Consider the following 21,631-nt stretch of genomic DNA (forward strand, 5'->3'; position numbering starts at 1 on the left):
CGCGGACGACCGCGCGCGGGGAGGACGGATGCCGGAGGAGCGAGCACGGGAGGAAGGGATGCGGGGAGAAAGCGCGCGGGCAGAGCGCGTGTCGGCCGGCCGGGCGCCGGACGACCAGCAGGGGGACCGTACGTCCGGCACCCGCGCGCGGGGGCAAGAGGGGCCGGACGGGCACGCGCGGGAAGTCCGCGCCTCCGCCGACCGCCCGCCCAACGACCGCGTGCCCAAGCAGGACCGCAGTCGCGTCACCCGGCAGCGGCTGCTGGAGGCCGCCGTCGCCTGTCTCGCCGAGTACGGGTGGGCGGGGTCCACGGTCGCCGTCGTCGCGGAGCGCGCGGGGGTCTCACGGGGTGCCGCCCAGCATCACTTCCCCACCCGCGAGGACCTGTTCACCGCCGCCGTCGAGTACGTCGCCGAGGAGCGGTCCGGTGCCCTGCGCGCGCTGTTCCCGCAGGGGGCCACCGACCGCGCGGCCGTCGTCGGCGCGCTGGTCGACCTCTACACCGGGCCCCTGTTCCGCGCCGCCCTGCACCTGTGGGTCGCCGCCTCCAACGAGGAGCAGCTCCGGCCCCGGGTCACCGAACTGGAGGCGCGCGTGGGCCGGGAGACCCATCGCATCGCCGTCGAACTCCTCGGCGCCGACGAGAGCAGGCCCGGCGCGCGCGAGACCGTGCAGGGCCTGCTGGACATGGCCCGGGGGCTCGGCCTCGCCAACCTCCTCACCGACGACCGGGCCAGGCGGGAGCGGGTCGTGGGGCAGTGGGTGGCGCTGGTGGAGGCCGAGCTGGGGTGAGGGGCGGTGAGAAGGCGCAGGTCGGGGGCGTTGTCGGTGGCGGGTTCTACGGTGGGGGCATGGGAGATCGGTTCCAGGTGATCGTGGACCTCGACACGGGCGAGGCGGAGGCGGCCCGGCTCAAGGAGCGGGTCATCGCGTGGCTGGTGGGGGAGGGGATCGTCGTGGCGGACGCGAGGGGGTACGCGGCCGGTCCCGGCTGGGCGCGGGCCGTGGACGACGACTGGGACCACGAGCCGTCGGGCGGGCTCGCGGCGCACGTGGGGCGCGGGGCCTTCCACAGCGGCGCGGACGCCCCGGAACACGCCGTCTGCCCGAGCTGCGCCGCCCGCAGAGGGCTGGACGCGGACGGCTGGGCCTGGGTCGGCACGGCGATCGAGACCTGGTCCGAGGCGGGTACGGCGACCCTGACCTGCCCGTCCTGCACGCGCACCGCGCCCCTGCCGGACTGGCGGTGGGACAACGCGCCCTTCGCCTTCGGCCACCTGGGCCTGAAGTTCTGGGACTGGCCCGACCTCTCCGACGCGTTCCGCGCGCGCATGACCGGCGTCCTGGAGGGCCACCGCACGGCGTACCTCTGGGGCAAGATCTGACGGCACCTCAAGCGCGCGGGGGCGCGGGAACTCCGGGCGGGCGCTCGCCCCAGGGCCCCGACGGCTCACGGTTCCCGCGGCTCAAGGCCCCGGCGCCTCAGGGGCTCAGCCGCTCCACCCGCCACCCTCCGTCCGCCTCCTCGACGTACCGCAGCCGGTCGTGGAGCCGGTTCTCCCGGCCCTGCCAGAACTCGACCGACTGGGGAGCGACCCGGAACCCGCCCCAGTGCGGGGGCACCGGCACCTGCTCCCCCTCGGGATAGCGCGCCGCCAACTCGGCGTACGACGCGTCGAGTTCCGCGCGCGAGGGGACGACGGAGGACTGCGCGCTGGCCCAGGCGCCGAGCTGGGAGCCGTGCGGGCGGGTGCGGAAGTACGCGGCCGTCTCGTCGCGCCCGGTACGGCGCGCCACGCCGCGCACGATGACCTGGCGGGCCATCGGGTGCCAGGGGAACAGCAGCGAGACGTACGGGTTCTCGGCGAGGTCGCGGGCCTTGCGGGAGCCGTAGTTCGTGTAGAAGACGAACCCCTGCTCGTCGAAGTGCTTCAGCAGCACCGTGCGCGCGCTGGGCCGCCCCTCGGCGTCGGCGGTGGAGACGACCATCGCGTTCGGCTCGAACAGGTGCGCCTCGGAGGCGGCCTGCTTGAACCAGCGGGCGAACTGCTCCACCGGGGTCGCGGCAAGGGCGTCCTCGGCAAGGCCCTCCGCCCGGTACTGCGTACGCATCGCGGCGGGATCGGGGGAAGCGGCGTCGTGGTCGTTCACGCGGTCATCCTGCCGCATCCGCGGGCGCGCGCGGGGTGGTCTGCCGGAACGCGCACGCGCGCGGGACCGCCGGACGGCCCAGGCATGCCCCGGCGTTCCGCCGGGCACCCTTTGGGTGGCACTCAGTGCCGTACGACCTCCCCAAGGGTGACACCCGGGGATATGGTGCTGATGCCGCACAGCGGGAGCCGCAACCGGCTGTGCGCGCCCGGAACCAGCAGCACACAAACAACGGCACGCGAACAGCAGCACGCGAGAACGACTCACCCCGCGCGCGCCCGCGAGGACGATCGCTCCCCGCGCGCGGACCACCGCCGCCCACCGACCCGGCCCGCCCGCGAACGCCGGCCGCACCCCGGAACGACCCGTACCCGCCCGCCCCACACATCGAGGAGCCGCCTGATGTCCGACTTCGTACCCGGTCTCGAAGGAGTCGTCGCGTTCGAGACGGAGATCGCCGAACCGGACAAGGAGGGCGGCGCCCTGCGGTACCGGGGCGTCGACATCGAGGACCTGGTGGGGCACGTCTCGTTCGGCAACGTCTGGGGCCTGCTGGTCGACGGCGCGTTCGACCCCGGCCTGCCGGCCGCCGAGCCGTTCCCGATCCCGGTGCACTCCGGGGACATCAGGGTCGACGTGCAGTCCGCGCTGGCCATGCTGGCCCCTGTGTGGGGCCTGAAGCCCCTCCTGGACATCGACGAGGGCCAGGCCCGCGACGACCTCGCGCGGGCCGCTGTGATGGCCCTCTCGTACGTCGCGCAGTCCGCGCGCGGACAGGGGCGGCCGATGGTGCCGCAGCGGGAGATCGACAAGGCGCGCTCCGTCGTCGAGCGGTTCATGATCCGCTGGCGCGGCGAGCCGGACCCCCGGCACGTCGCCGCCGTCGACGCGTACTGGACGTCCGCCGCCGAGCACGGCATGAACGCCTCGACGTTCACCGCGCGCGTGATCGCCTCCACCGGCGCGGACGTCGCCGCCGCGCTCTCCGGCGCCGTCGGGGCCATGTCCGGCCCGCTGCACGGGGGCGCGCCCTCGCGCGTGCTGGGCATGATCGAGGAGATCGAGCGCACGGGGGACGCCGACGCGTACGTCCGCCAGGCGCTCGACCGGGGTGAGCGGCTGATGGGCTTCGGCCACCGCGTCTACCGCGCCGAGGACCCTCGCGCGCGCGTGCTGCGCCGCACCGCGCGGGAACTCGGCGCGCCCCGGTTCGAGGTCGCCGAGGCCCTGGAGAAGGCCGCCCTCGCCGAACTGCACGCCCGCCGGCCCGACCGGGTGCTCGCCACCAACGTCGAGTTCTGGGCGGCGATCGTCCTCGACTTCGCGGAGGTCCCGGCGCACATGTTCACGTCGATGTTCACGTGCGCGCGTACAGCGGGCTGGTCGGCGCACATCCTGGAGCAGAAGCGGACGGGACGGCTGGTGCGGCCCTCCGCGCGGTACGTCGGTCCGGCGGGCCGCGACCCGCGCGAGATCGACGGGTACGACGGCCTCACCGGCTGACGCCGACCGGAGCACGCGCGCGCGACGCCGACGGGAAGGCACGCGCGCGCGAGGCGTTACGCCGGGGACAGCAGGTCCGCGTGGTGCCGCTCCGCCACCAGCGGGTGCGCGCGCAGCTTGCCCTTCAGCTCGTTGAACCCGTACTCCGCGAACAAGGGGTTAGCCGGGTCCGTCGTCACCCCGCGCGCGGACGTCGCGTGCGGGAACACCAGCGGCTCCACGCGCGCGTCCAGGCGCGGGTTGTAGAAGAACGGCACGGAGAAACGTTCCACGGCCGTCGGCGGGGAGACGACGCGGTGGTTGGTGGCGAGCAGGTAGCCGTTGGTCGCGACCTCCAGCAGCTCGCCCAGGTTGACGACGAACGCGCCCTCCAGGGGCGGCACGTCGTGGAAGAGGCCGTCCTCGCGCTGGACCTGGAGACCGCCCACCTGGTCCTGGAGGAGCAGCGTGAGGAAGCCGTAGTCCTTGTGCGCGCCGACGCCCTGGTCGGCGCCGTTCCCGGCGTTCCCGGGGTAGCGGACGAGCTTCAGGTGCGGGTGCGCGTGCGCGCCGAACGCGGAGTCGTAGAAGCCGGGATCGGCGCCTATGGACGCCAGCAGCTCGCGCAGGAGCTTCGCGGAGACGGCGCTGAGGCGGTCGATCCAGCGCAGTGCCGCGGTACGCAGCTCGGGCAGTGCGGCGGGCCACTGGTTGGGGCCCTCCAGCCACCAGTACGGCGCCTCGCCGGGGCCCGGCACGCGCGCGGGGCGTTCGGCGCCGATGTCGAGCTGGTCGCGCCAGTCCTGGCGGCCGGCGGTGCGCTCGTCGCCCGTGCGCGTGTAGCCGCGGAAGTGCGGCGAGTTCACGTTGTCCAGGGCCAGGCGCTCGGCCTCCGGCAGCGCGAAGAAGCGGCGCATCGCCGTCAGCAGGGCGGCCGTCTCGCCGTCCGGCACGCCGTGGCCCACGAGCTGGAAGAAGCCGACGTCGTGCGCGGCGCTGTGCAGGCGCTCGTGCAGCCGCGCACGCGCGCGGGGGCCCGCGTCCGCCGCGGAGAGGTCGATGATCGGGAGCTGCTGGTACGACGGGTTCGTCATGGTGCGTCCGTAGGTGTACGGGGGCCGGCCCGCCGCCGTGGGTGGGGCGCGGGCACGGGTGCCGGGTGAGCAGGAGGCGACAGCCGAACGGGGCGGCCGGGAATGCGGGGCTGGAGGCTCAGACGGAGCGTCGACAGCCCATGCTCGTGACGCGGACGTAGTCCACGTGGCGGCGTCGGACGAGCGGAAGCATGAAGCCGAGGTTACCGCTCGGCGAAAGATTCGTGCGTGGCGCAGGTCACTCCCCGGAAATCCTCCGGGAACGCAGGCGACCCGCGAGTCGGGTTCCTCCGTGGAGGAGCCGGCCGGACGTACCGGCGACTCGCGGGTCGGGTGACTGCTTTGGGACTGGGCCGGCGGCGCGCAACGCTCACGCGCGAGTCCGGCACCGCACTGCGGGTGACGGGCGCTAGCCCGCAGTCACCTCACGCGTCCGGTTTCCATACATCTGCCGAACCACCTCCCTTCTCGTGTGCCTCACACCCTAGGAACCACCTCCGGGACACCTCAACCGGTTTTTTTCTGTACGCCGATGAGGCACGCGGCTGAGGCACCCGGGGTCACAGCGCGTGCCCGCCCGCGACCTGGACCACCTGCCCGGTGATCCACCGCGCCTGGTGCGAGGCGAGGAACACCACCGCGTCCGCGATGTCGCCCGGCTCCCCGACCCGCCCGAGCGGCACCAGTGCCGCGACCTCCGCCGCGAGCGCCTCGTCCATCCAGCCCGTCTGCACGGGCCCAGGAGCGACCGCGTTGACCCGGATGCCCCGCGGCCCCAGATCGAGCGCCAGAGCCCGTGTGAGGGCCTCCAGGGCCGCCTTGGAGCTGCCGTAGCCGAGCTGGCCGGGGAAGGCGCGGGCGGCGTCCGTGGAGACGTTCACGACGACCGGCGGGGGGCCGCCGGCGTGCCGTCGGGCCACCTCGGCGATCAGCAGTGCCGGGGCGATCGTGTTGACCCGGTAGTGCCGTTCCAGGGATGCGGCGGTCAGGGTTCCGGCGTCGTCCGGGGTTTCGCAGTGGGCCGCGTTGTTGACCAGGACGTCGACCGGGCCGGTGGCGTCGAGCAGGCGGGGCAGGTCGTCGGGGTGTGACAGGTCCGCGCCGGTTGCGAAGGAGCCGTTGCCCAGTTCCCGCGCCAGCGCCTCGGCCGCCGCCGCGCCCGGTGTGACGTGGGCCCAGGAGACGCCGTCCGGCGCGGGCGGGTCCTCGGGGAGGTGGTGGACCGCCACGCGCGCGCCCTGTGCGGCGAACGCGCGGCTGATGGCGGCGCCGATGTTGCCCGCGCCCCCGGTCACCAGGACGTTCTTTCCGGTCAGGCGTGTGTCGATCATGTGGGGCTCCTCGATGCGGTGGGCGTCTCACGTTGACACGCGCGCGGGTGCGTGTTCGGCTCTGAGGGTGATCGGCTTCCGTATCGAACCAGCCGTCGGCGAGCAGCAGTTGGAACAGTGGCGGCACGTCCACAACACCGTCGTGCCGCCCGCCGCGCTGTCCCTGGCCGAGGTCGAGGAGCGCGCGGGACGCTACCGGCTGGAGAACGCGTACGCCGACGGCGTGCTCGTCGGCTGCTCGACCGTCAGGCCCCCGCGCGAAGGGACCGCGACCGTCATCGCGCGCGTGCTGCCCGAGTTCCGCGGGCGCGGGTACGGCGGCACGCTGTACCGGCACGCCCTCGCGCACGCGCGCGAGCTGGGCGCCGAGGTGATCGAGACGTGCGTGCTGGCCGTGAACACCGACGGCCTGGACTTCGCCCGCGCGCGGGGCTTCGCCGAGGTCGAGCGGTACACCCTGGAGGACGATGGCGACGACTGGTGGGTCGATCTGAGGATCACGAATCTCGCACCGGCTTCCGGGAACACAGTGTGGGCTGAGTCACGTTCCAGTTGAATGAAGGGCGAGTGAGCGAACCGACGCTGGCAGGGGGTCCAGGTGAGCGCTTCCCGGCGTAGGGGGACCACCGACGAGCTGGGCCCGGACGAGCCCGGCAGGGACGGGCCGTACGGGTTCGACCTGCTCGCCGCGCTGCTGGACGGCATGGACGCGGCACTGTGCGCGTTCGACGCCGACGGGGTCGTCACGCACTGGAACCGCGAGGCGGAGCGCATCCTCGGGTGGAGCGCCGAGGAGGCGGTGGGCCGGCACGGCTTCGCGGGCTGGGCGGTGCGCAGCGCGGACGCCGAGGAGGTCGAGGGCCGCCTGATGGCCGCCATGCACGCGGCCGGGCGCCAGGTGCACGAGTTCGCGCTCCTCACCAAGGACGGCGGCCGGGTCCTCGTACGCACCCAGTCGTCCGCCGTACGCGGGCCCGACGGCAAGCCCGCCGGGCTGTACTGCGCCTTCAGCGAGGTGCACGCGCAGATCGACCTGGAACGGTCCATCGCGCTCAGCGAGGCCCTGTTCGAGGACGCCTCCTGGGGCGTCGTCCTGATCGACGCCGACCTGCGCCCCGCCGTCGTCAACACGCACGCCGCGCGGGCGCTCGGCACGGGCCGTACGGCCGTCCTGGGCCGCCCGCTGGGCGAGCTGCTCACCTACGGCGTCCAGGAGCTGGAGAGCGCCCTCACGCACGTCCTCGCCGAGGGCGCCCCGCCCGCGCCCGCCGAGATGTGGATCGGCGTGCGCACCCCCGACGGCGAGAAGCGGCGCTGCTGGCGCAGCGGCTTCGTACGGCTCTCCTCGCCGCTCGCGGAGGAGCCCGTGCCGCTCGGCGTCGGCTGGCTCTTCCAGGACGTCACCGAGGCCAAGCAGGGCGAGCAGGAGGCGGCCCTGCTGCGCTTCCGCGCCAACCAGCTGCACCGCGCCGCGCGCGCTGCGGCCGAGTGCGAGGACCCCGCCGAGGCCGCGAGCGTCCACCTCGACTTCGCGCTCGCCGGCTTCGCCGACCACGCCTTCCTGGACCGCGTCCACGGCAGCCCGCGCGCGGACGGCGACCTCGTCACGCCCGTACGGCTCGTGCGCGTCGCCGCCACCCCCGCGGGCGGCCCCGGGCCGAGCGCCCTGAGCGCCCACCCCGGGCTCCCCGTCGGCTACCCCGAGGGCCACCCGGCGCTCCAGTGCGTCGCCCGCGCGGGCACCGTCCGCGCCGGAGCCGCCGGCCTCCCCGCCGACCAGGCCCGCGTCTGGGCGCGCACGCGCCAGTGGCCCGAGGACACCGTCCACGCCCTGTCCACCGTCTTGCGCAGCCGGGGCCGCACGCTCGGCGCGGTCACCTTCCTGCGCGGGCGCGGGCGTACGGCCTTCGAGCGCACCGACACGACATACGCGGAGGACGTCGCCGTACGGATCGCGGCGGCGCTGGACCTGGCGGGAGTGACGGGGGAGGGGCCGAGCTAGCGGGTGCAGTGGGGTCCGCCGCTCAGCTCCGGTAGAAGATCCGGTCGCCGTACTCCTCCAGCACGCGCGCGTTCCACTCGTGGCCGCCGTCGACGTTGCCCGAGCGCAGGAGGGGCGGTTCCACGCCGCGTGCGGCCAGCGCGGCGGCCGTCGTCGCCGCCACCGCCTGGAGGAGGGCCGAGGTGACGGCCGTGGAGGCGGGCGCGAAGGGGGCGGGGACGCCGGCGAGGGTCAACTCGGCGTCGCCGACCGGGATCTTGGAGTCGAGGACCAGGTCGCAGTGGTCCTTCAGGAACGTCCCCGAGGAGTGGCGGGAGGCCGTCTCGGCCGCGTACGCGAGCGACGTGACGCCGATGACCTTCACCCCGCGTGCGCGCGCGTGGAGGGCCATCTCCACGGGGAGCGGGTTGCGGCCCGACAGGGACACGACGATCAGCGCGTCGCCCGCGCGCAGGGGCGAGGTCTCCAGGACGACCTGGGCGAGGCCGTCCACGCGCTCCAGCGCGGAGCCGAGCGTCGCGGGCCGGACGTCCACGCCGACCAGGCCCGGCACGGACAGCAGGTTCATCACCGCGAGGCCGCCCGCGCGGTAGACGAGGTCCTGCGCGGCGAGCGAGGAGTGGCCCGCGCCGAAGGCGAACAGGCGGCCTCCCTCGACGACGGTGTCCGCGAGCAGCTCGCCCGCCGCCTCGACCGCGCCGGCCTCCTCCGCGCGCACGCGCTCCAGCAGTGCGAGGGCGGCCTCGAAGAACCGCTCACCGACCCCTGACCCACCCATCCCCGAGCCCCTTCGCGCCGTACCCGCCGTTCCGCGGATCACCGTGCGGTCTGGACCAGTGCGGTGTCAATACGGGGGCGAGCGGACCGGGGACCGGCCGAGGAGTGCGCGGAGGGTCGGCGGACGGCCGGGATGGGGTGTTCGAGGGGCTGCGCCCCTCCTCGGAGGTGTCTCGTGGGAAGGGGTTTCGCCGGCGCGGCACGGTTGTCAGTGGTATCCGGCAGAATTGGGGACAGGGCCAGCGCACGCGCCGAGAGCCGTCGAGCCTTCGGCAGAGCAAATCGAGGGGCACGAATGTCCGGACTGATCGACACCACGGAGATGTATCTCCGCACCATCCTCGAGCTGGAGGAGGAAGGTGTGGTCCCCATGCGCGCCCGGATCGCCGAGCGCCTCGACCAGAGCGGACCGACGGTGAGCCAGACGGTCGCGCGCATGGAGCGCGACGGCCTCGTCTCCGTGGCCACGGACCGGCACCTGGAGCTGACCGACGAGGGACGCCGTCTCGCCACGCGCGTGATGCGCAAGCACCGCCTCGCCGAGTGCCTCCTCGTCGACGTCATCGGCCTGGAGTGGGAGCAGGTCCACGCGGAGGCGTGCCGCTGGGAGCACGTGATGAGCGAGGCCGTCGAGCGTCGCGTCCTGGAGCTCCTGCGCCACCCCACCGAGTCGCCCTACGGCAACCCCATCCCCGGCCTGGAGGAGCTCGGCGAGAAGGACGGCGCCGACCCGTTCCTCGACGAGGGCATGGTCTCCCTCGCCGACCTCGACCCCGGCACGGAGGGCAAGACCGTCGTCGTACGCCGCATCGGCGAGCCCATCCAGACGGACGCGCAGCTCATGTACACGCTCCGGCGCGCGGGCGTCCAGCCCGGTTCCGTCGTCAGCGTGACCGAGTCCGCAGGCGGGGTCCTGGTCGGCAGCGGCGGCGAGGCGGCGGAGCTGGAGTCGGACGTCGCGTCCCACGTGTTCGTGGCCAAGCGCTGAACCGACGGGGGCGACGGGGTTCGGCCGAGGCCGAGGCCGAGTGCGTGGGCCGAGGCCGGGCTCCGGTGAGGCGAGGGCCGGTCCGGGGGGCGGGTGCCGTCGCCGGGGGCGCGCGCGGGGCTTCGGGATGGTGTCGTGCGCCGGGTCGAGGGCGGGGCCGGTGCTGAGTGGGCGGGTGTCCGCGGCGGGCCCGGTGTGCCGTGCCGGGGCTCTGCGAGCGCCGCGTACCTGCGGGCGTGCGGGGCTCGATCGTGGGGCATGGTCAACTCCTGAGCCGCTCGCGGCGGTTGGGTTCCCTTCGGGGGGCTCGAAGCCGAAGATTCCCTGTGCCGAATCGCAGCGCTCGGGCGCCGCGCGTGCGAGGCTGTCGCGTGAGGCATATGACCGGAGGGGGCGGGAAGATGTGCCGCAGACGTGAGAAGGGCCCCGGTGCCGTGAAGCACCGGGGCCTGTCCTCCCCTGTACCGACCCGGAGCCCCGAGCTCCCAGGGTCGTTCCCCTCGGACCGGTTTCCCCGGCCGGTCCGCCTCCCGCTGAAGATCTCCCCTCGGCAGCGGCGATCATTCCTTGAGCACTGTCACTCGAACGAGCGGTGTTGCCGCCGGAGACTCCGTTTCTCGAATGTGCATTCGATACGCTGCGGGTGAGGGGCCGCACAAGCGGAGGCCGCGCTTCGGGCGGGAGGGGGCGGGGCGGTCCGGTGGCGGGAGCAGGACACGGCGGTAGTGGTACGACGGCAGACACGAAGCGGTTGACTCGGACCGGTGGGCTCGAGCGGGAGCGGGCGGGCCGAGCGGAGCCAGGGGGGTGCCAGATCGATGGCGCGACGCATCGAGGTGACCGGGGCCGGTGGGGTACGTCTCGCGGCCTGGGAGTTCGGTGACCCGCCCAAGCCGATTCCGGACCAGCCGGGGGCGCGGGGCCCTTCGGGGAACGGGCGGGGGGCATCGCCGGCCGAGGGGTCGCCGGGGGCGGGCGGTTCAGGGAGCGGCTCCGCGCGGGGCGCTCTTTCGGGTGGTTCTCACGAGGGCGGCGGCTTCGGGGGCATGGGCCCTGAGGGCGTGGGCCTGCCAGAGGGCGTGGGCCTGGAGGGCGGCGGCGGGCCGGAGGACGGCTCCCGCCAGGACGGCTCCCGCCAGGACGGCGTACTCAGGGACGGCGCTCGCGAGGGCGGCGTACCCCGTGCCGGTGCCCCCGAGGGCGGCGTACCCCGTGCCGGTGCCCCCGAGGGCGGCGTACCCCAGGATGGCGCTCGCGGCGGCCGGGAAGGCGCCGGTGCCCGTCCGGGTGGCGCGTCCCGGGGCGATGCCGGTGAGTCCCGGACCGGTGTGCTCTTACTCCACGGCCTCATGGGCCGCGCTTCGCACTGGGCGTCCACCGCCCGCTGGCTCTCCGAGCGGCATCGCGCGGTGGCGCTGGACCAGCGGGGGCACGGGCAGAGCGAGAAGCCTCCGGAGGCCGCGTTCACGCGTGAGGCGTACGTCGAGGACGCCGAGGCGGCGCTGGAGCAGCTCGGGCTCGGGCCCGCCGTACTCATCGGGCACGCGATGGGGGCGCTCACCGGGTGGCAGCTCGCCGCGAAGCGGCCCGATCTCGTGCGGGGGCTGATCGTCTGTGACATGCGGGCGTCCGCGCTGGGGGCGGCGTCGCAGCGGGAGTGGGCGGATTGGTTCAGGTCGTGGCCCGTGCCGTTCGCGACGCTCGCGGACGTCCGCAAGTGGTTCGGTGAGGACGATCCCTGGGTCGAGCGGCCCAATCCCGCGCGCGGGGCGTTCTACGCGGAGGTCATGCACGAGTCCGCGGACGGCTGGCGGCCCGTCTTCGAGCCCGAGCAGATGCTCAAGTCCCGGGAGACGTGGGTGTACGACGCTCACTGGGAGGAACTCGCGCAGGTCCAGTGTCCGTCCCTCGTGGTCCGCGGCCTCGACGGCGAACTCGGCCGCGCGGAGGCCCAGGAGATGGTCCGCGTCCTTCCCCGGGGGCAGTACGCGGAAGTCTCCGACGCCGGTCACCTCGTCCACTACGACCAGCCGGAGGCGTGGCGGGCGGCGATCGAACCGTTCCTGGAGGGGGCGTTCGCGGAGTGAGGGCAACCGTCCGGGAACAGGATCGGGGGCGGTGGGGCTGAGGCGACTGCCCGCAGCTACGGCAGGCGCGCAGAACAACCACTCAAGCCCTCGGCCCCCATACACCCCTCGGTCGGGCCCCGCCCCAGGTCCCCGCGTCGGCGTGGACCTCCGGCCCGTCGGGCCCGACCAGTTCGAATGAACACCCTGGTGAACAGACCGGAGTTACCGGTCCCGGCCGCACGCGTAGGCAAGCGGTGAGATCAGCTCCTCCGCGTCGGGGAGCCAACGGTTCGCGGCGGTGGGACGGCAGGCCCACTGGACGGCGCGGGAGCCGAGACGCGTCGGCGGAGCGGCGACGTACGAGCCCTCCCCGAGGACGTCGAGGTCGAGCGCGCCGATCGACCAGCCGATGCGCCGCAGCAGGTCGGGAACCTTGGCCGAGGCCCCGGGAAGGACGAAGAACTGCATGCGTCCGTCGGGCGAGAGGGTCACGGGCCCCAGAGTCAGCTCCATCCGCTCCATCCGCGCGAGCGCGAGGAACCCCGCGGTCTCGGGCACGGAGATCGCGTCGAAGGTGCGCCCGGTCGGCAGCAGGATGGACGCCGAGGGCTGCTTCTGCCACATCCTGCGGGCGACGGTCGCACTCCCCGTCGCCTGGGACGCCCAGTCGGGGCGCACGGGATGTGCGCCGGGAGCGGCACACTTGGCGTCACCGCAGGAGCAGCGCTGCACTCCGTCGACGGCTTCCAGCCAGGTGCCGGAGAACACGTCCCAATGGCGCTCCTCGGCATAGCGGACGGCGGTTTCCAGCAGCGTTTCCCCGCGCTGCTTCGGGATTTGGGTGGCTTCGGCGACGCCGGCAATGGTCTCTTCCACGGTGAGCACAACTCTAGCGGTCACGAGGGGTTACGCGTGCCCGAAAGCTCGGGCGGAAGCGGGGTCCAGGACGGCTCTGACGGATGTTCAAGTGCGCGGGGGAGAGCACCGCTTCGGCCTTCGGGGCGCATGGGTGCACGTCCGGGGGCGCGGGGCAGGAAAGCGCCGCGGAACGGGTAGTCACAAATCGGGGGGAACGGGGAGTCACGTCCAGGGCAGCGCTCTGTCCAGGTCCGGCCCGCCACCCCGGCAATCCTCGCAAGTCCCGCATTTTCGTCAGGTCAGCGGGGCACTGATCTTCACGGCCGGATTTTTTCGGTTACGGGTCCGGATCCTGAACAGCCGGACCCGAGGACGACCAACCCGGAGCCGACCGGTGGAAGACACGTCAACTCGGTGCGTGGCAGGCACCGCAGCCACAGGGGGTTACGCCATGGCCGCAAGGCCGCTTGTCGCGCGGCAGCCGAACGAACGGTTGCAGGCGCTCATCCAGGAGGCGGGGTGCTCGAACGCCGGGCTCGCCCGCCGGGTCAACATGTGCGGGGCGGAGCACGGCCTCGACCTGCGCTACGACAAGACGTCCGTCGCCCGCTGGCTGCGCGGACAGCAACCGCGGGGCCGCGCACCGGCGATCATCGCCGAGGCGCTGGGCCGCAAACTCGGCCGTACGGTCACGATCGACGAGATCGGCATGGCCAACGGCAAGAACCTCGCCTCGGGCGTCGGCCTCCAGTTCTCCCCGACGGTCCTCGGCGCGATCGAGCAGGTCTGCGAGCTGTGGCGCAGCGACGTGGGCCGGCGCGACTTCCTCTCGGGCTCCTCGGTCGCCGCCTCGGCGCTCGTCGAACCCAGCCGCGACTGGCTGATCTCCGCGCCGGACGCGCAGGTCGCCCGTACCGCCGGCCCGCGCGTGGGCCAGTCCGACGTCGCCGCCGTCCGCGCGATGACGCAGGCCCTCGTCGACCTCGACCACCAGTACGGCAGCGGGCACGTGCGCCCCGTCGTCGTCCACTACCTCAACAGCGTCGTCTCCGGACTGCTCGCCGGCTCCTACCGGGAGGCGGTGGGGCGGGACTTGTTCGCTGCGGTCGCCCGACTCACCGAACTGGCCGGTTACATGGCCGTCGACACGGGCCAACCGGGCCTCGCGCAGCGGTACTACATCCAGTCGCTGCGGCTCGCGCAGGCGGCGGGGGACAGAGGCTACGGCGGGTACGTCCTGGCCGCGTCCATGAGCCACCTCGCCGCCCAGCTCGGAAACCCGCGCGAGATCGCCCAGTTGGCGCGCGCCGCGCAGGAAGGGGCGCGCGGGCGCGTCACCCCGCGCGCGGAGTCGATGTTCCACGCCGCCGAGGCCCGCGGCCACGCCCTCCTCGGCGACGTCCGCGCCGCCCAGCTCTCCTCCTCCCGTGCCCTGTCCGCGCTGGAGGCCGCCGACACCGACACCGGGGACGACCCGCCCTGGATCGCCCACTTCGACGAGGCGTACCTCGCCGACGAACTCGCCCACTGCCACCGCGACCTCGGCCAGGCGGACGCCGCCGCCCGCTGCGCCGAACAGTCCCTCGCCGGCCACCCCGCCACGCGCGCGCGCCGGCGCGCCATCGGGTACGTCCTGCTCGCCACCGCGCAGGTCCAGCAGCGCGAGATCGAGCAGGCCTGCCACACCGGCCTCAAGGCGGTCGACCTGCTGGAGACCCTCCGCTCCAACCGGGGCGCGGAGTACCTCGACGACCTCCAGCAGCGCCTGGAGCCCTACCGGGACGAGCCCGTCGTCCGGGAGTTCGGGGCCCGCCTCGACCTCCAGACGGCGGCCTGAGCACGCGCACCGGACCGCCGTACCCACCAGTACGGCGGTCGGCGCTGTTAGCGACGTCACAGGACGCCAGGTCACGGCCTGAGCTGTGTGGTACGGGATTCCGGGGACCCGGTAGCGTGAGCCGACGACTGTCGTGAAGTCCCCCGTTCGGAGGAGTCCCCGTGGCGCAGAGTGGACAGGGCGAGGAGCCCTCGGCGCGGCCCGCGCGCGAAGGCATCGTGCTGCCCTCCGACGGCGGTGAGCCGCTGCTGCCGGGCATGACGGGCGCGGCGGCGCTCCCTCCGCCTCCCCGCTACGCCCCCCAGCCGGACCCCGCCGCGCCGGTCGCCGGCCAGGGCTGGACCCAGCCCCCGGCCCAGCCGTCCCACCCGACCACCCAGAGCTGGCCCCTGCCCCCCGAGGGCGGCGACTCCCCGGTGACGTACGGCGGCCAGGGCGCGCCGACGTACGACCAGACCCCCTACCAGCAGCCGTACGAGCCCCCCGCCGCCTACGGCCAGAGCGCGCCGCTGCCGCCGATGGACGAGGGGGCGACCCAGTACATCCCGCCGGTGACGGACGGCGGCTACCCGGGCCAGGCCCCGAACGCGGGCGCCCTGCCGGGCCAGAACCCGGGCATGGGCGGGGGCCCGGGCGTCGGTGGATATCCCGGCCAGGCCCCCGGATTCCAGGGCTCCGAGGGCGCCACGCAGTACCTGCCCCCGGTCGTCGACGGCCCGAACCCGGCCGCCGGGGCCGGGTACGCGCCGGACGGCGCGACGCAGTACCTCCCGCCCGTCCCGCCCGTAGAGGAGGGCGCGACGCAGGTCCTGCCGCCGGTCACGCCGGGCGCGTTGCCGCCGGAGATGGGCGGCTACCCGGGCGCGATGCCGTCCCCCGGCGACTCCGAGGCCACGCAGGTCATCCCGCCCGTGCCCGCGGGCGGCGGCGCCCCCGCCGGGTTCGAGAACCTGTTCCGCGACGGCCCCGGGGCGGCCCCGTCCGGGGGAATCCCGCCGCAGCAGGGTTACGGATACCCCCAGCAGGGGTACGCCCGTCCGCCGCAGCCCGCCCCGTACGGCGGGCAGCAGCCCCCCGCGCCGCACGCCCGGCAGCCCTCGCACGACTACGACTACGACGACGACGCGCGCGGCCGGGGTGGCCGCAGCCGCTCCAAGGTGCCGTTGATCATCGCGGCGGGCGTCGCGCTCGCGGCCGTCGGGATAGGCGCCGGGGCCCTGATGGGCAGCGGCGGGAACGACGACAAGGCGGGCAGCACGAACGTCGCCGCGTCCGCCGACCCGGGCGAGGGCGCCGGCACGAAGGCCGGGGACGGCGCCGAGGCGCAGGCCGCCGCGCTGGACAAGCTGCTCGCGGACAGCGGCAGCAGCCGCGCGACGGTGATCGGCGCGGTCGCCGACGTCAAGGCGTGCGACAACCTGGACAAGGCCGCCGCCGACCTGCGCGCCGCGGCCGGGCAGCGCAACGACCTGGTGACCAGGCTGTCCGCCCTGTCCGTCGACAAGCTCCCCGACCACGAGGCCCTCACCGGCGCCCTCACCAAGGCGTGGCAGGCCTCCGCCGCCGCCGACGACCACTACGCAGCCTGGGCCGACCAGGTCGCCGGCGACAAGAAGGGCTGCCGCAAGGGCCAGGCCCGTACGACGCCCGAGACGGCCGCCGGGAACCGGGAGAGCGGTACGGCGACGCAGCAGAAGGCGAAGGCGGCGGCGCTGTGGAACGTCATCGCGAAGAAGTACGGGCTGACGGAGCGCCAGCCGACGCAGCTCTGAGGTTCTCGGGAGCTACCGCAGGCTCGCCGCCTGGAGCGACTTCGTCACGTCCACGAAGTCGTCGCGGGCGGCCACCAGCCGTCCCCCGCGCACCACTTGCAGCGTCACCGCCGCGTTGACCATCCGGGGGAAGCCGACCGACCCGAGGCGCCCGGAGAACTCCCAGTCGAGGGTGGGAGTGAGCCCGCCCGTGCCGGCCTTCAGCCCGTCGTCGAGAGCGCTCCGCAGCGAACTGGCCGTCACATCTTCACCCTTGAGGGACTCGACGGCCTGTTTGAGGACCGTGAACGCGAGGTATGTCGTCTGCACTCCCGTGTCCTCCGCGTCGATCCGCGTGTCGGAGAACGCCTCCTCCTTGATGATCTTCTTCATCTCGTCCCACCGCCTGTCGCTCGCGACGGGATACCAGCCGGTGACGTACGCCCCCTCGTACGGCCCGTCCGCCCCGCCCGTCGAGTCGATCTCCGGCTGGTCGACGCTGCCGAGCACCGACGCCGTCCGCACCTCGGGGTACTCGTCGCGGACCCGGCGGAAGGAGTCCATGAAGATGCTCGTCCGGTCGCCGAGCGCCGGTACGACACACCCCTCCTTCGCCTTCTTCGCCGCGGACCCGCCGGTCGCCACCTTGAGCGCGGCCTCGGCCGCCGTACCGTACTCGGCCGCGTCCTCGGCGGCCCGCTGGTCGTCCGCCGCGGCGTGGCCCCCCGTCTCCAGGCCCGCGTCCAGCATCACCGGCTGCGAGTCGCCCGCGATCGTGTCCGGCCGGACCAGCGCGATCCGCCCGCAGGACCTCGCCAGTTCCTCGCCGAGCCCCGCGAGCAGGGCCGGCTGGCCGCCGTTCACCGGGTACGACAGGGGGCTCTTGAACTCGTCCTCGGTGACGCCGTAGCCGCCTATGTACGGGACGCCCGCGCCCTCCAGCGGCGGGAAGAACGACTTCGAGTACTGGCTGTACGAGCCGACGACCGCGACCGCGCCCTCCTTGACCGCCCGCCGCGCGCACTGCGCCGCGCCCACCGTGTCGTTGTGGTCGTTGCAGGTCAGGATCTTGAGGTCACGGCCGCCCAGGCCGCCGTGGTCGTTCACCCAGCGCGCGTACGCCTGCGCGAAGGCCGGCATCCCCGGCTTGTTCGTCGCGCCGGTGTCCTGCGGGGCCCACGTCATCACCACGACGGGCCCGTCCCCGGCACCCCCCGTGGTACCGGGGACGACCCCGCATCCGGCGACCAGCGACGCGCCGGCCACCAGCGTCGCCGTTCTCGTTCTGACAGACCTGGTGAAGCGGCCGGTCCCGGGGAGGAAGGTGCTGCGCGTGCGTCGCCTGCCGGTCATGGGCACACACGCTTCCGTCACATCCCCAACTCCGGAGTTACCCGCGGTCGACATGAGGTGACGCGGAGGTGAATTGCGCGGGGAGGGCGGGGCGGGGGTGGCGGGCTGGGCCGTACGGGGTGTCGGCGATCATAGGATCCATGACCTTGCAAGGACCGGAGAACCCTTCCCGTCGGGGCCGTCGCTCATCCACCATGGGCGTCATGCCACTCAACGACATGCCGTGGTGGCGCTGGCGCAGCAATGTGCGCTCCGCGCTGCACATGCTCTCCGATCCCGGTTTCCAGCGGGGCGTCTGGCTCGCCGGCGCCGAGGGGTACGGCGACGTCACCGACGCCGTGTACCGCCTCGTCGAGGACACCTGGCTCGACAACTGGTCCGCCGAGAAATACGTCGGCACGATCTTCCGGGACTCCCAGGAGGCGGCCCTCGTCGACACGGCCGTCCTGCGGGTCCTGCGGATCATGCACCAGGTGGGGCCGGACGCGCCGGTCTCCGCCTACCTCGACCACGCCGGGTGGGGCGAGGCGGTGCGCGCGGCGCGGGACGCGCACGTACGGATGGCTGTCGCCGACGGGGAGGATCCGGAGGCGGCGCCGCAGACGCTGGAGGTGCTGCGGATCGTCACGCGGGCGGTCTAGGGGGTGCGGGCCGGTGCTTTCAGGGGCGCGGGACTCTGCTCGATGTGCGGCTGCCGCCGCGCGGGCGCGAGCGGCCACCGCGCACCCGCACCCGCCCACGGACTGAACCCCCCGACCCGGCGGGCGCGCCTTATGGGACCCTGTCCGACATGAACGCGCAGTCCAGCCCCGCCGCCGCTCCGGCCCGGCAGTACATCCTCACGCTCTCCTGCCCCGACAAGGCCGGCATCGTGCACGCCGTGTCCAGCTACCTGTTCATGACCGGGTGCAACATCGAGGACAGCCAGCAGTTCGGCGACCACGACACGGGCCTGTTCTTCATGCGCGTCCACTTCTCCGCGGAGGAACCCGTCACCGTCGACAAGCTGCGCGCCAGCTTCGCCGCGATCGGCGACTCGTTCCACATGGACTGGCAGATCAACCGCGCCGACGAACGCACCCGCGTCGTCCTCATGGTCAGCAAGTTCGGCCACTGCCTGAACGACCTGCTGTTCCGCGCGCGCACCGGCGCCCTGCCCGTCGACATCGCCGCGGTCGTCTCCAACCACGCGGACTTCGCGGAACTCGTCGGCTCGTACAACATCCCCTTCCACCACATCCCGGTGACGAAGGACACGAAGGCCGACGCCGAGGCCCGCCTCCTGGAGATCGTCCGCGCCGAGCACGTCGAGCTGGTGGTCCTCGCGCGCTACATGCAGGTCCTCTCGGACGACCTCTGCAAGCAGCTCAGCGGCCGGATCATCAACATCCACCACTCCTTCCTCCCCAGCTTCAAGGGCGCGAAGCCGTACCACCAGGCGCACACGCGCGGCGTGAAGCTGATCGGCGCCACGGCCCACTACGTCACCGCCGACCTCGACGAGGGCCCGATCATCGAGCAGGAGGTCGAGCGGGTGGGCCACGACGTCACCCCGGACCAGTTGGTGGCGATCGGCCGCGACGTGGAGTGCCAGGCGCTGGCGCGCGCGGTGAAGTGGCACGCGGAGCGGAGGATCCTGTTGAACGGGCGCCGGACGGTGGTGTTCGCGTAGAGGGGTGGGTGGTGCTGGTGGGTGGGCGACTGCGGGGTGTGTGTGGCTGCTCGCGCCCACGGATCAGTCGCCACCCCCTACATCCGGCTCAACGCCGCCGCGGCGAACAGCACGTCCCTGATCGCCTCCCGGTCCCCGACCTGCCCCGCAGCCGCGTCCTGCGGCGTGATGTGCCCGGCGGCGAGCTGGCAGAACTCGACCCCGTCGAGGGCGATGTGAGCGACCTCGTACTCGGCGGACCCGACGGCCGCGGGTGAGTCGAGCGGGATGAACCACTCGCCCCCGCCGAGCCCCTCGATCTCCAGCCGAAGGCTGCGGCCGGGGTGCCCGGCGGGGACGAGGTGACGGGTACGCCCGGGCGACGCGAGCCCGGCGAGTCGCCGCTCCGCCAGCGCGGCAGGCAGCATCCGCGCGGCCAGCTCGATCATCGCGCGCAGATGACGCGGCGCGGGCGGGTCGTACGGATAGTCCACGGCCTGCGCGATGTCGTCCGCGTGGACCCAGCACTCGAAGGCCCGGTCGAGCAGCGCGTCCCGCAGGGGCAGCTCGAAGTCGCCGTAGGACACCCCGAGCCCCCCGGCGGAGCCGCCCGTGAAGGACGCGGTCCGCACGATGTCGTGCGCCTGGGCCCGCCAGGGTGCGCGCACGGTACGAGTGTGGGGGAACCGGGAGCTGCGCCAGGAGTACTCGGTCCGGGCGACGGGCCCGCACCCCACCTCGCCCGGCCCGCCGCGCAGCGGATCGTCGAGCCCGAGGGCGACGGCGACGAGCCCGTCGACCGCGTGGAGGTGCGCGATGACCCCGGCGACGGTGGTGCGCCGGCTCTCCTGCCGCTCCCCGGCGAACCACCGCAGCCGTACGGGCGCGTGCCACTCGGAGTCCCCGAAGTCCTGGAGCAGCGCGTCGAGCCGGGCGGCCTCCGCGTCGTACGACAGGGCCCACTCCGGCACGGGGATGCGCGGCGGACGCCGTTCGAGGCAGCTCGCGAGGACCCGCGTACGCAGCCCGGGGTCGAGGTCGAGCGGCTCGGGCCGCTGGAGCAGTCCGACGGCCTCGCGCAGCCGGCGCGCCTCGTCCGCGCAGGCCCCGCACCCGCCGAGGTGTTCCTCGACGGCCTCGGACTCCTCCGCGGAGCACGCCGCCAGCGCCCACGCGCCGAGCAGTGACTTGAGCACCGGGTGCTCCAGAGGGGGTGTCGGCGGTGCGGGGACGGCCCCGCCTTCCTGTCGTACGGCGGGGTACGCCTCGTCGTCCTCGGCCGCGGCGCGCGGCAGCGGTATCCGGGGCGACGGCTGGGCGGGGCCGGGGGTGCTGGGGGTGCCGGGGGTGCCTGAGGTGCCGTACCCGTCCGGGTCGAAGGGGTCCTCGGCGTGCCGGTCGGCGTTGGTCATGCCGCACCCCCGTAGCCGGGCGGTGCACCGGGCGCGGCGCTGTCGTGGGCCGTGGAGAGCAACTGGAGGCCGAGGCGGAGCCGGCGACGCGCTTCGTCCTCGGTGACGCCGAGGTCGGCGGCGGCCTGGCGGTAGTCGCGGCGCTGGAAGTAGGCGAGTTCGAGGGCGCTGCGCAGGGGCGTCGGCATGGACTGGACGATGTAGTCGGCGCGGGCGGCGACCGAGGCGTGCCGGACGCGGTGTTCGAGGTCCTCGGGGGAGCCGGAGCCGCCGTGCGCGAGGTCGGCGGCGCCGGTGTCGCGCAGGTGCTGGACGGCGAGGCGGTGGGTGAGGGCGGCGATCCAGGTGCGCAGGGGGCCCTGCTTGGGGTCGTACGCGTCGGGGTGCTCCCACACGTGCGTGAAGACCTCGCGCGTGATGCGGTCGGCTCCGCGCTCGTCACCGAGCACGCGGTGGGCCAGGCCGTGCACGAGCGAAGCGAATCGGTCGTACAGCTCGCCGAGCGCCGCCGCCTCTCCGCGCGTCAGCCGCTGCTGCATCTTGCGGTCCCAGCGGGGCAGTGCGTCCTTCTTCGCCATGCGGCCCCCTCCACCCGTGTCTGCCGTCACCTCGAATGTAGTCGCCCCCTCTGACATCGCACGCTCGTTTGTCGCATTGTGCTCCCCGGACCCGTCATGAGGTGATAAAGGGGCTCTCCCGTCCGCCACCTACCCCGGTCCGACACGATCAAGCCATGATCGAAACAGATCATTTACGACCGATCATGTACGGATCGCGCACCGATAGTGCCCGGACATGACTCGATGAGAACCGGCCTCCTTCGTCCGGTGTCCGTTTCCCGTCCGGTGTTTCGGGGAACGGCCGCTGGGCAGCC

18 protein-coding genes and 1 pseudogene are annotated in these 21,631 nt (G+C 73.8%); 11 read left to right on the forward strand and 8 right to left on the reverse strand.

Annotation, left to right across the window (positions count from 1 at the left end):
• Positions 1–58 precede the first annotated feature (58 nt).
• Together PV682_RS27370 and PV682_RS27375 are read left to right on the forward strand one after the other, a co-directional pair.
• Positions 59–793 (forward strand): TetR/AcrR family transcriptional regulator, encoded by a 735-nt coding sequence (locus PV682_RS27370; RefSeq protein ID WP_319734423.1) that lies wholly within the window; start codon positions 59–61, stop codon positions 791–793.
• A 59-nt stretch (positions 794–852) separates the two neighbouring features.
• Positions 853–1,386: a hypothetical protein gene (locus PV682_RS27375; protein WP_319734425.1), complete on the forward strand. Its 534-nt coding sequence runs from the start codon at positions 853–855 to the stop codon at positions 1,384–1,386.
• A 97-nt stretch (positions 1,387–1,483) separates the two neighbouring features.
• On the opposite strand, the gene pdxH is transcribed toward PV682_RS27375, so the two are convergent.
• A complete protein-coding gene (gene pdxH / locus PV682_RS27380) occupies positions 1,484–2,170 on the reverse strand; it encodes a pyridoxamine 5'-phosphate oxidase (RefSeq protein WP_319734427.1) in 687 nt (228 codons plus the stop codon).
• 384 nt (positions 2,171–2,554) lie between these two features.
• Here pdxH and PV682_RS27385 point away from each other — a divergent pair, with 384 nt between their 5' ends.
• The gene (locus PV682_RS27385; protein ID WP_109362048.1) at positions 2,555–3,655 is read left to right on the forward strand and encodes a citrate synthase 2; all 1,101 of its coding nucleotides are present in this window, start codon (positions 2,555–2,557) and stop codon (positions 3,653–3,655) included.
• A gap of 56 nt (positions 3,656–3,711) precedes the next feature.
• On the opposite strand, the gene PV682_RS27390 is transcribed toward PV682_RS27385, so the two are convergent.
• Positions 3,712–4,728 carry an isopenicillin N synthase family dioxygenase gene (locus PV682_RS27390; protein WP_319734429.1) on the reverse strand — a complete coding sequence of 339 codons (1,017 nt, stop codon included), beginning with the start codon at positions 4,726–4,728 and terminating at the stop codon, positions 3,712–3,714.
• A gap of 560 nt (positions 4,729–5,288) precedes the next feature.
• A complete protein-coding gene (locus PV682_RS27395) occupies positions 5,289–6,059 on the reverse strand; it encodes an SDR family NAD(P)-dependent oxidoreductase (protein WP_319734431.1) in 771 nt (256 codons plus the stop codon).
• 109 nt (positions 6,060–6,168) lie between these two features.
• Between PV682_RS27395 and PV682_RS27400 the strand changes: the two genes are divergently transcribed.
• Together PV682_RS27400 and PV682_RS27405 are read left to right on the forward strand one after the other, a co-directional pair.
• Positions 6,169–6,615, forward strand: coding sequence for a GNAT family N-acetyltransferase (locus tag PV682_RS27400; protein WP_407705750.1), 447 nt, complete (start codon positions 6,169–6,171; stop codon positions 6,613–6,615).
• Between the two features lie 42 nt (positions 6,616–6,657).
• The gene (locus tag PV682_RS27405; protein WP_319734435.1) at positions 6,658–8,061 is read left to right on the forward strand and encodes a PAS domain-containing protein; all 1,404 of its coding nucleotides are present in this window, start codon (positions 6,658–6,660) and stop codon (positions 8,059–8,061) included.
• Between the two features lie 22 nt (positions 8,062–8,083).
• Here the strand turns inward: PV682_RS27405 and PV682_RS27410 are convergent, their stop codons facing one another.
• Positions 8,084–8,839 carry an SIS domain-containing protein gene (locus tag PV682_RS27410; protein WP_319734437.1) on the reverse strand — a complete coding sequence of 252 codons (756 nt, stop codon included), beginning with the start codon at positions 8,837–8,839 and terminating at the stop codon, positions 8,084–8,086.
• Between the two features lie 294 nt (positions 8,840–9,133).
• On the opposite strand from PV682_RS27410, the gene PV682_RS27415 reads away from it, so the two are divergent.
• Together PV682_RS27415 and PV682_RS27420 are read left to right on the forward strand one after the other, a co-directional pair.
• The gene (locus PV682_RS27415; RefSeq protein ID WP_010357798.1) at positions 9,134–9,826 is read left to right on the forward strand and encodes a metal-dependent transcriptional regulator; all 693 of its coding nucleotides are present in this window, start codon (positions 9,134–9,136) and stop codon (positions 9,824–9,826) included.
• A gap of 1,322 nt (positions 9,827–11,148) precedes the next feature.
• Positions 11,149–11,913: pseudogene (locus tag PV682_RS27420) on the forward strand (alpha/beta fold hydrolase); the annotation flags it as partial.
• A gap of 204 nt (positions 11,914–12,117) precedes the next feature.
• Here PV682_RS27420 and PV682_RS27425 read toward each other — a convergent pair.
• Complete coding sequence (locus PV682_RS27425; protein WP_319734441.1) at positions 12,118–12,780, reverse strand: bifunctional DNA primase/polymerase; 663 nt, start codon at positions 12,778–12,780, stop codon at positions 12,118–12,120.
• A gap of 424 nt (positions 12,781–13,204) precedes the next feature.
• Here PV682_RS27425 and PV682_RS27430 point away from each other — a divergent pair, with 424 nt between their 5' ends.
• Both PV682_RS27430 and PV682_RS27435 read left to right on the forward strand, forming a co-directional pair.
• Positions 13,205–14,590: a transcriptional regulator gene (locus tag PV682_RS27430; protein ID WP_109362042.1), complete on the forward strand. Its 1,386-nt coding sequence runs from the start codon at positions 13,205–13,207 to the stop codon at positions 14,588–14,590.
• Positions 14,591–14,751: 161 nt separating this feature from the next.
• A complete protein-coding gene (locus PV682_RS27435; protein WP_319734444.1) occupies positions 14,752–16,362 on the forward strand; it encodes a hypothetical protein in 1,611 nt (536 codons plus the stop codon).
• 12 nt (positions 16,363–16,374) lie between these two features.
• Here the strand turns inward: PV682_RS27435 and PV682_RS27440 are convergent, their stop codons facing one another.
• A complete protein-coding gene (locus PV682_RS27440; RefSeq protein WP_319734446.1) occupies positions 16,375–17,694 on the reverse strand; it encodes an ABC transporter substrate-binding protein in 1,320 nt (439 codons plus the stop codon).
• 140 nt (positions 17,695–17,834) lie between these two features.
• Here PV682_RS27440 and PV682_RS27445 point away from each other — a divergent pair, with 140 nt between their 5' ends.
• Together PV682_RS27445 and purU are read left to right on the forward strand one after the other, a co-directional pair.
• On the forward strand, positions 17,835–18,335 hold the full coding sequence (locus PV682_RS27445; protein WP_055721585.1) for an SCO4402 family protein: 501 nt from the start codon (positions 17,835–17,837) through the stop codon (positions 18,333–18,335).
• Between the two features lie 149 nt (positions 18,336–18,484).
• Complete coding sequence (gene purU / locus PV682_RS27450) at positions 18,485–19,366, forward strand: formyltetrahydrofolate deformylase (RefSeq protein WP_319734448.1); 882 nt, start codon at positions 18,485–18,487, stop codon at positions 19,364–19,366.
• Positions 19,367–19,443: 77 nt separating this feature from the next.
• On the opposite strand, the gene PV682_RS27455 is transcribed toward purU, so the two are convergent.
• Both PV682_RS27455 and PV682_RS27460 read right to left on the reverse strand, forming a co-directional pair.
• Positions 19,444–20,757 carry a zf-HC2 domain-containing protein gene (locus PV682_RS27455; protein WP_319734450.1) on the reverse strand — a complete coding sequence of 438 codons (1,314 nt, stop codon included), beginning with the start codon at positions 20,755–20,757 and terminating at the stop codon, positions 19,444–19,446.
• The gene (locus PV682_RS27460; RefSeq protein WP_319734452.1) at positions 20,754–21,335 is read right to left on the reverse strand and encodes an RNA polymerase sigma factor; all 582 of its coding nucleotides are present in this window, start codon (positions 21,333–21,335) and stop codon (positions 20,754–20,756) included. The genes PV682_RS27455 and PV682_RS27460 overlap by 4 nt, the downstream gene beginning before the upstream one ends.
• Between the last annotated feature and the right edge of the window lie 296 nt (positions 21,336–21,631).

This window comes from Streptomyces niveiscabiei, from assembly GCF_033794345.1.
Classification (GTDB): domain Bacteria; phylum Actinomycetota; class Actinomycetes; order Streptomycetales; family Streptomycetaceae; genus Streptomyces; species Streptomyces niveiscabiei.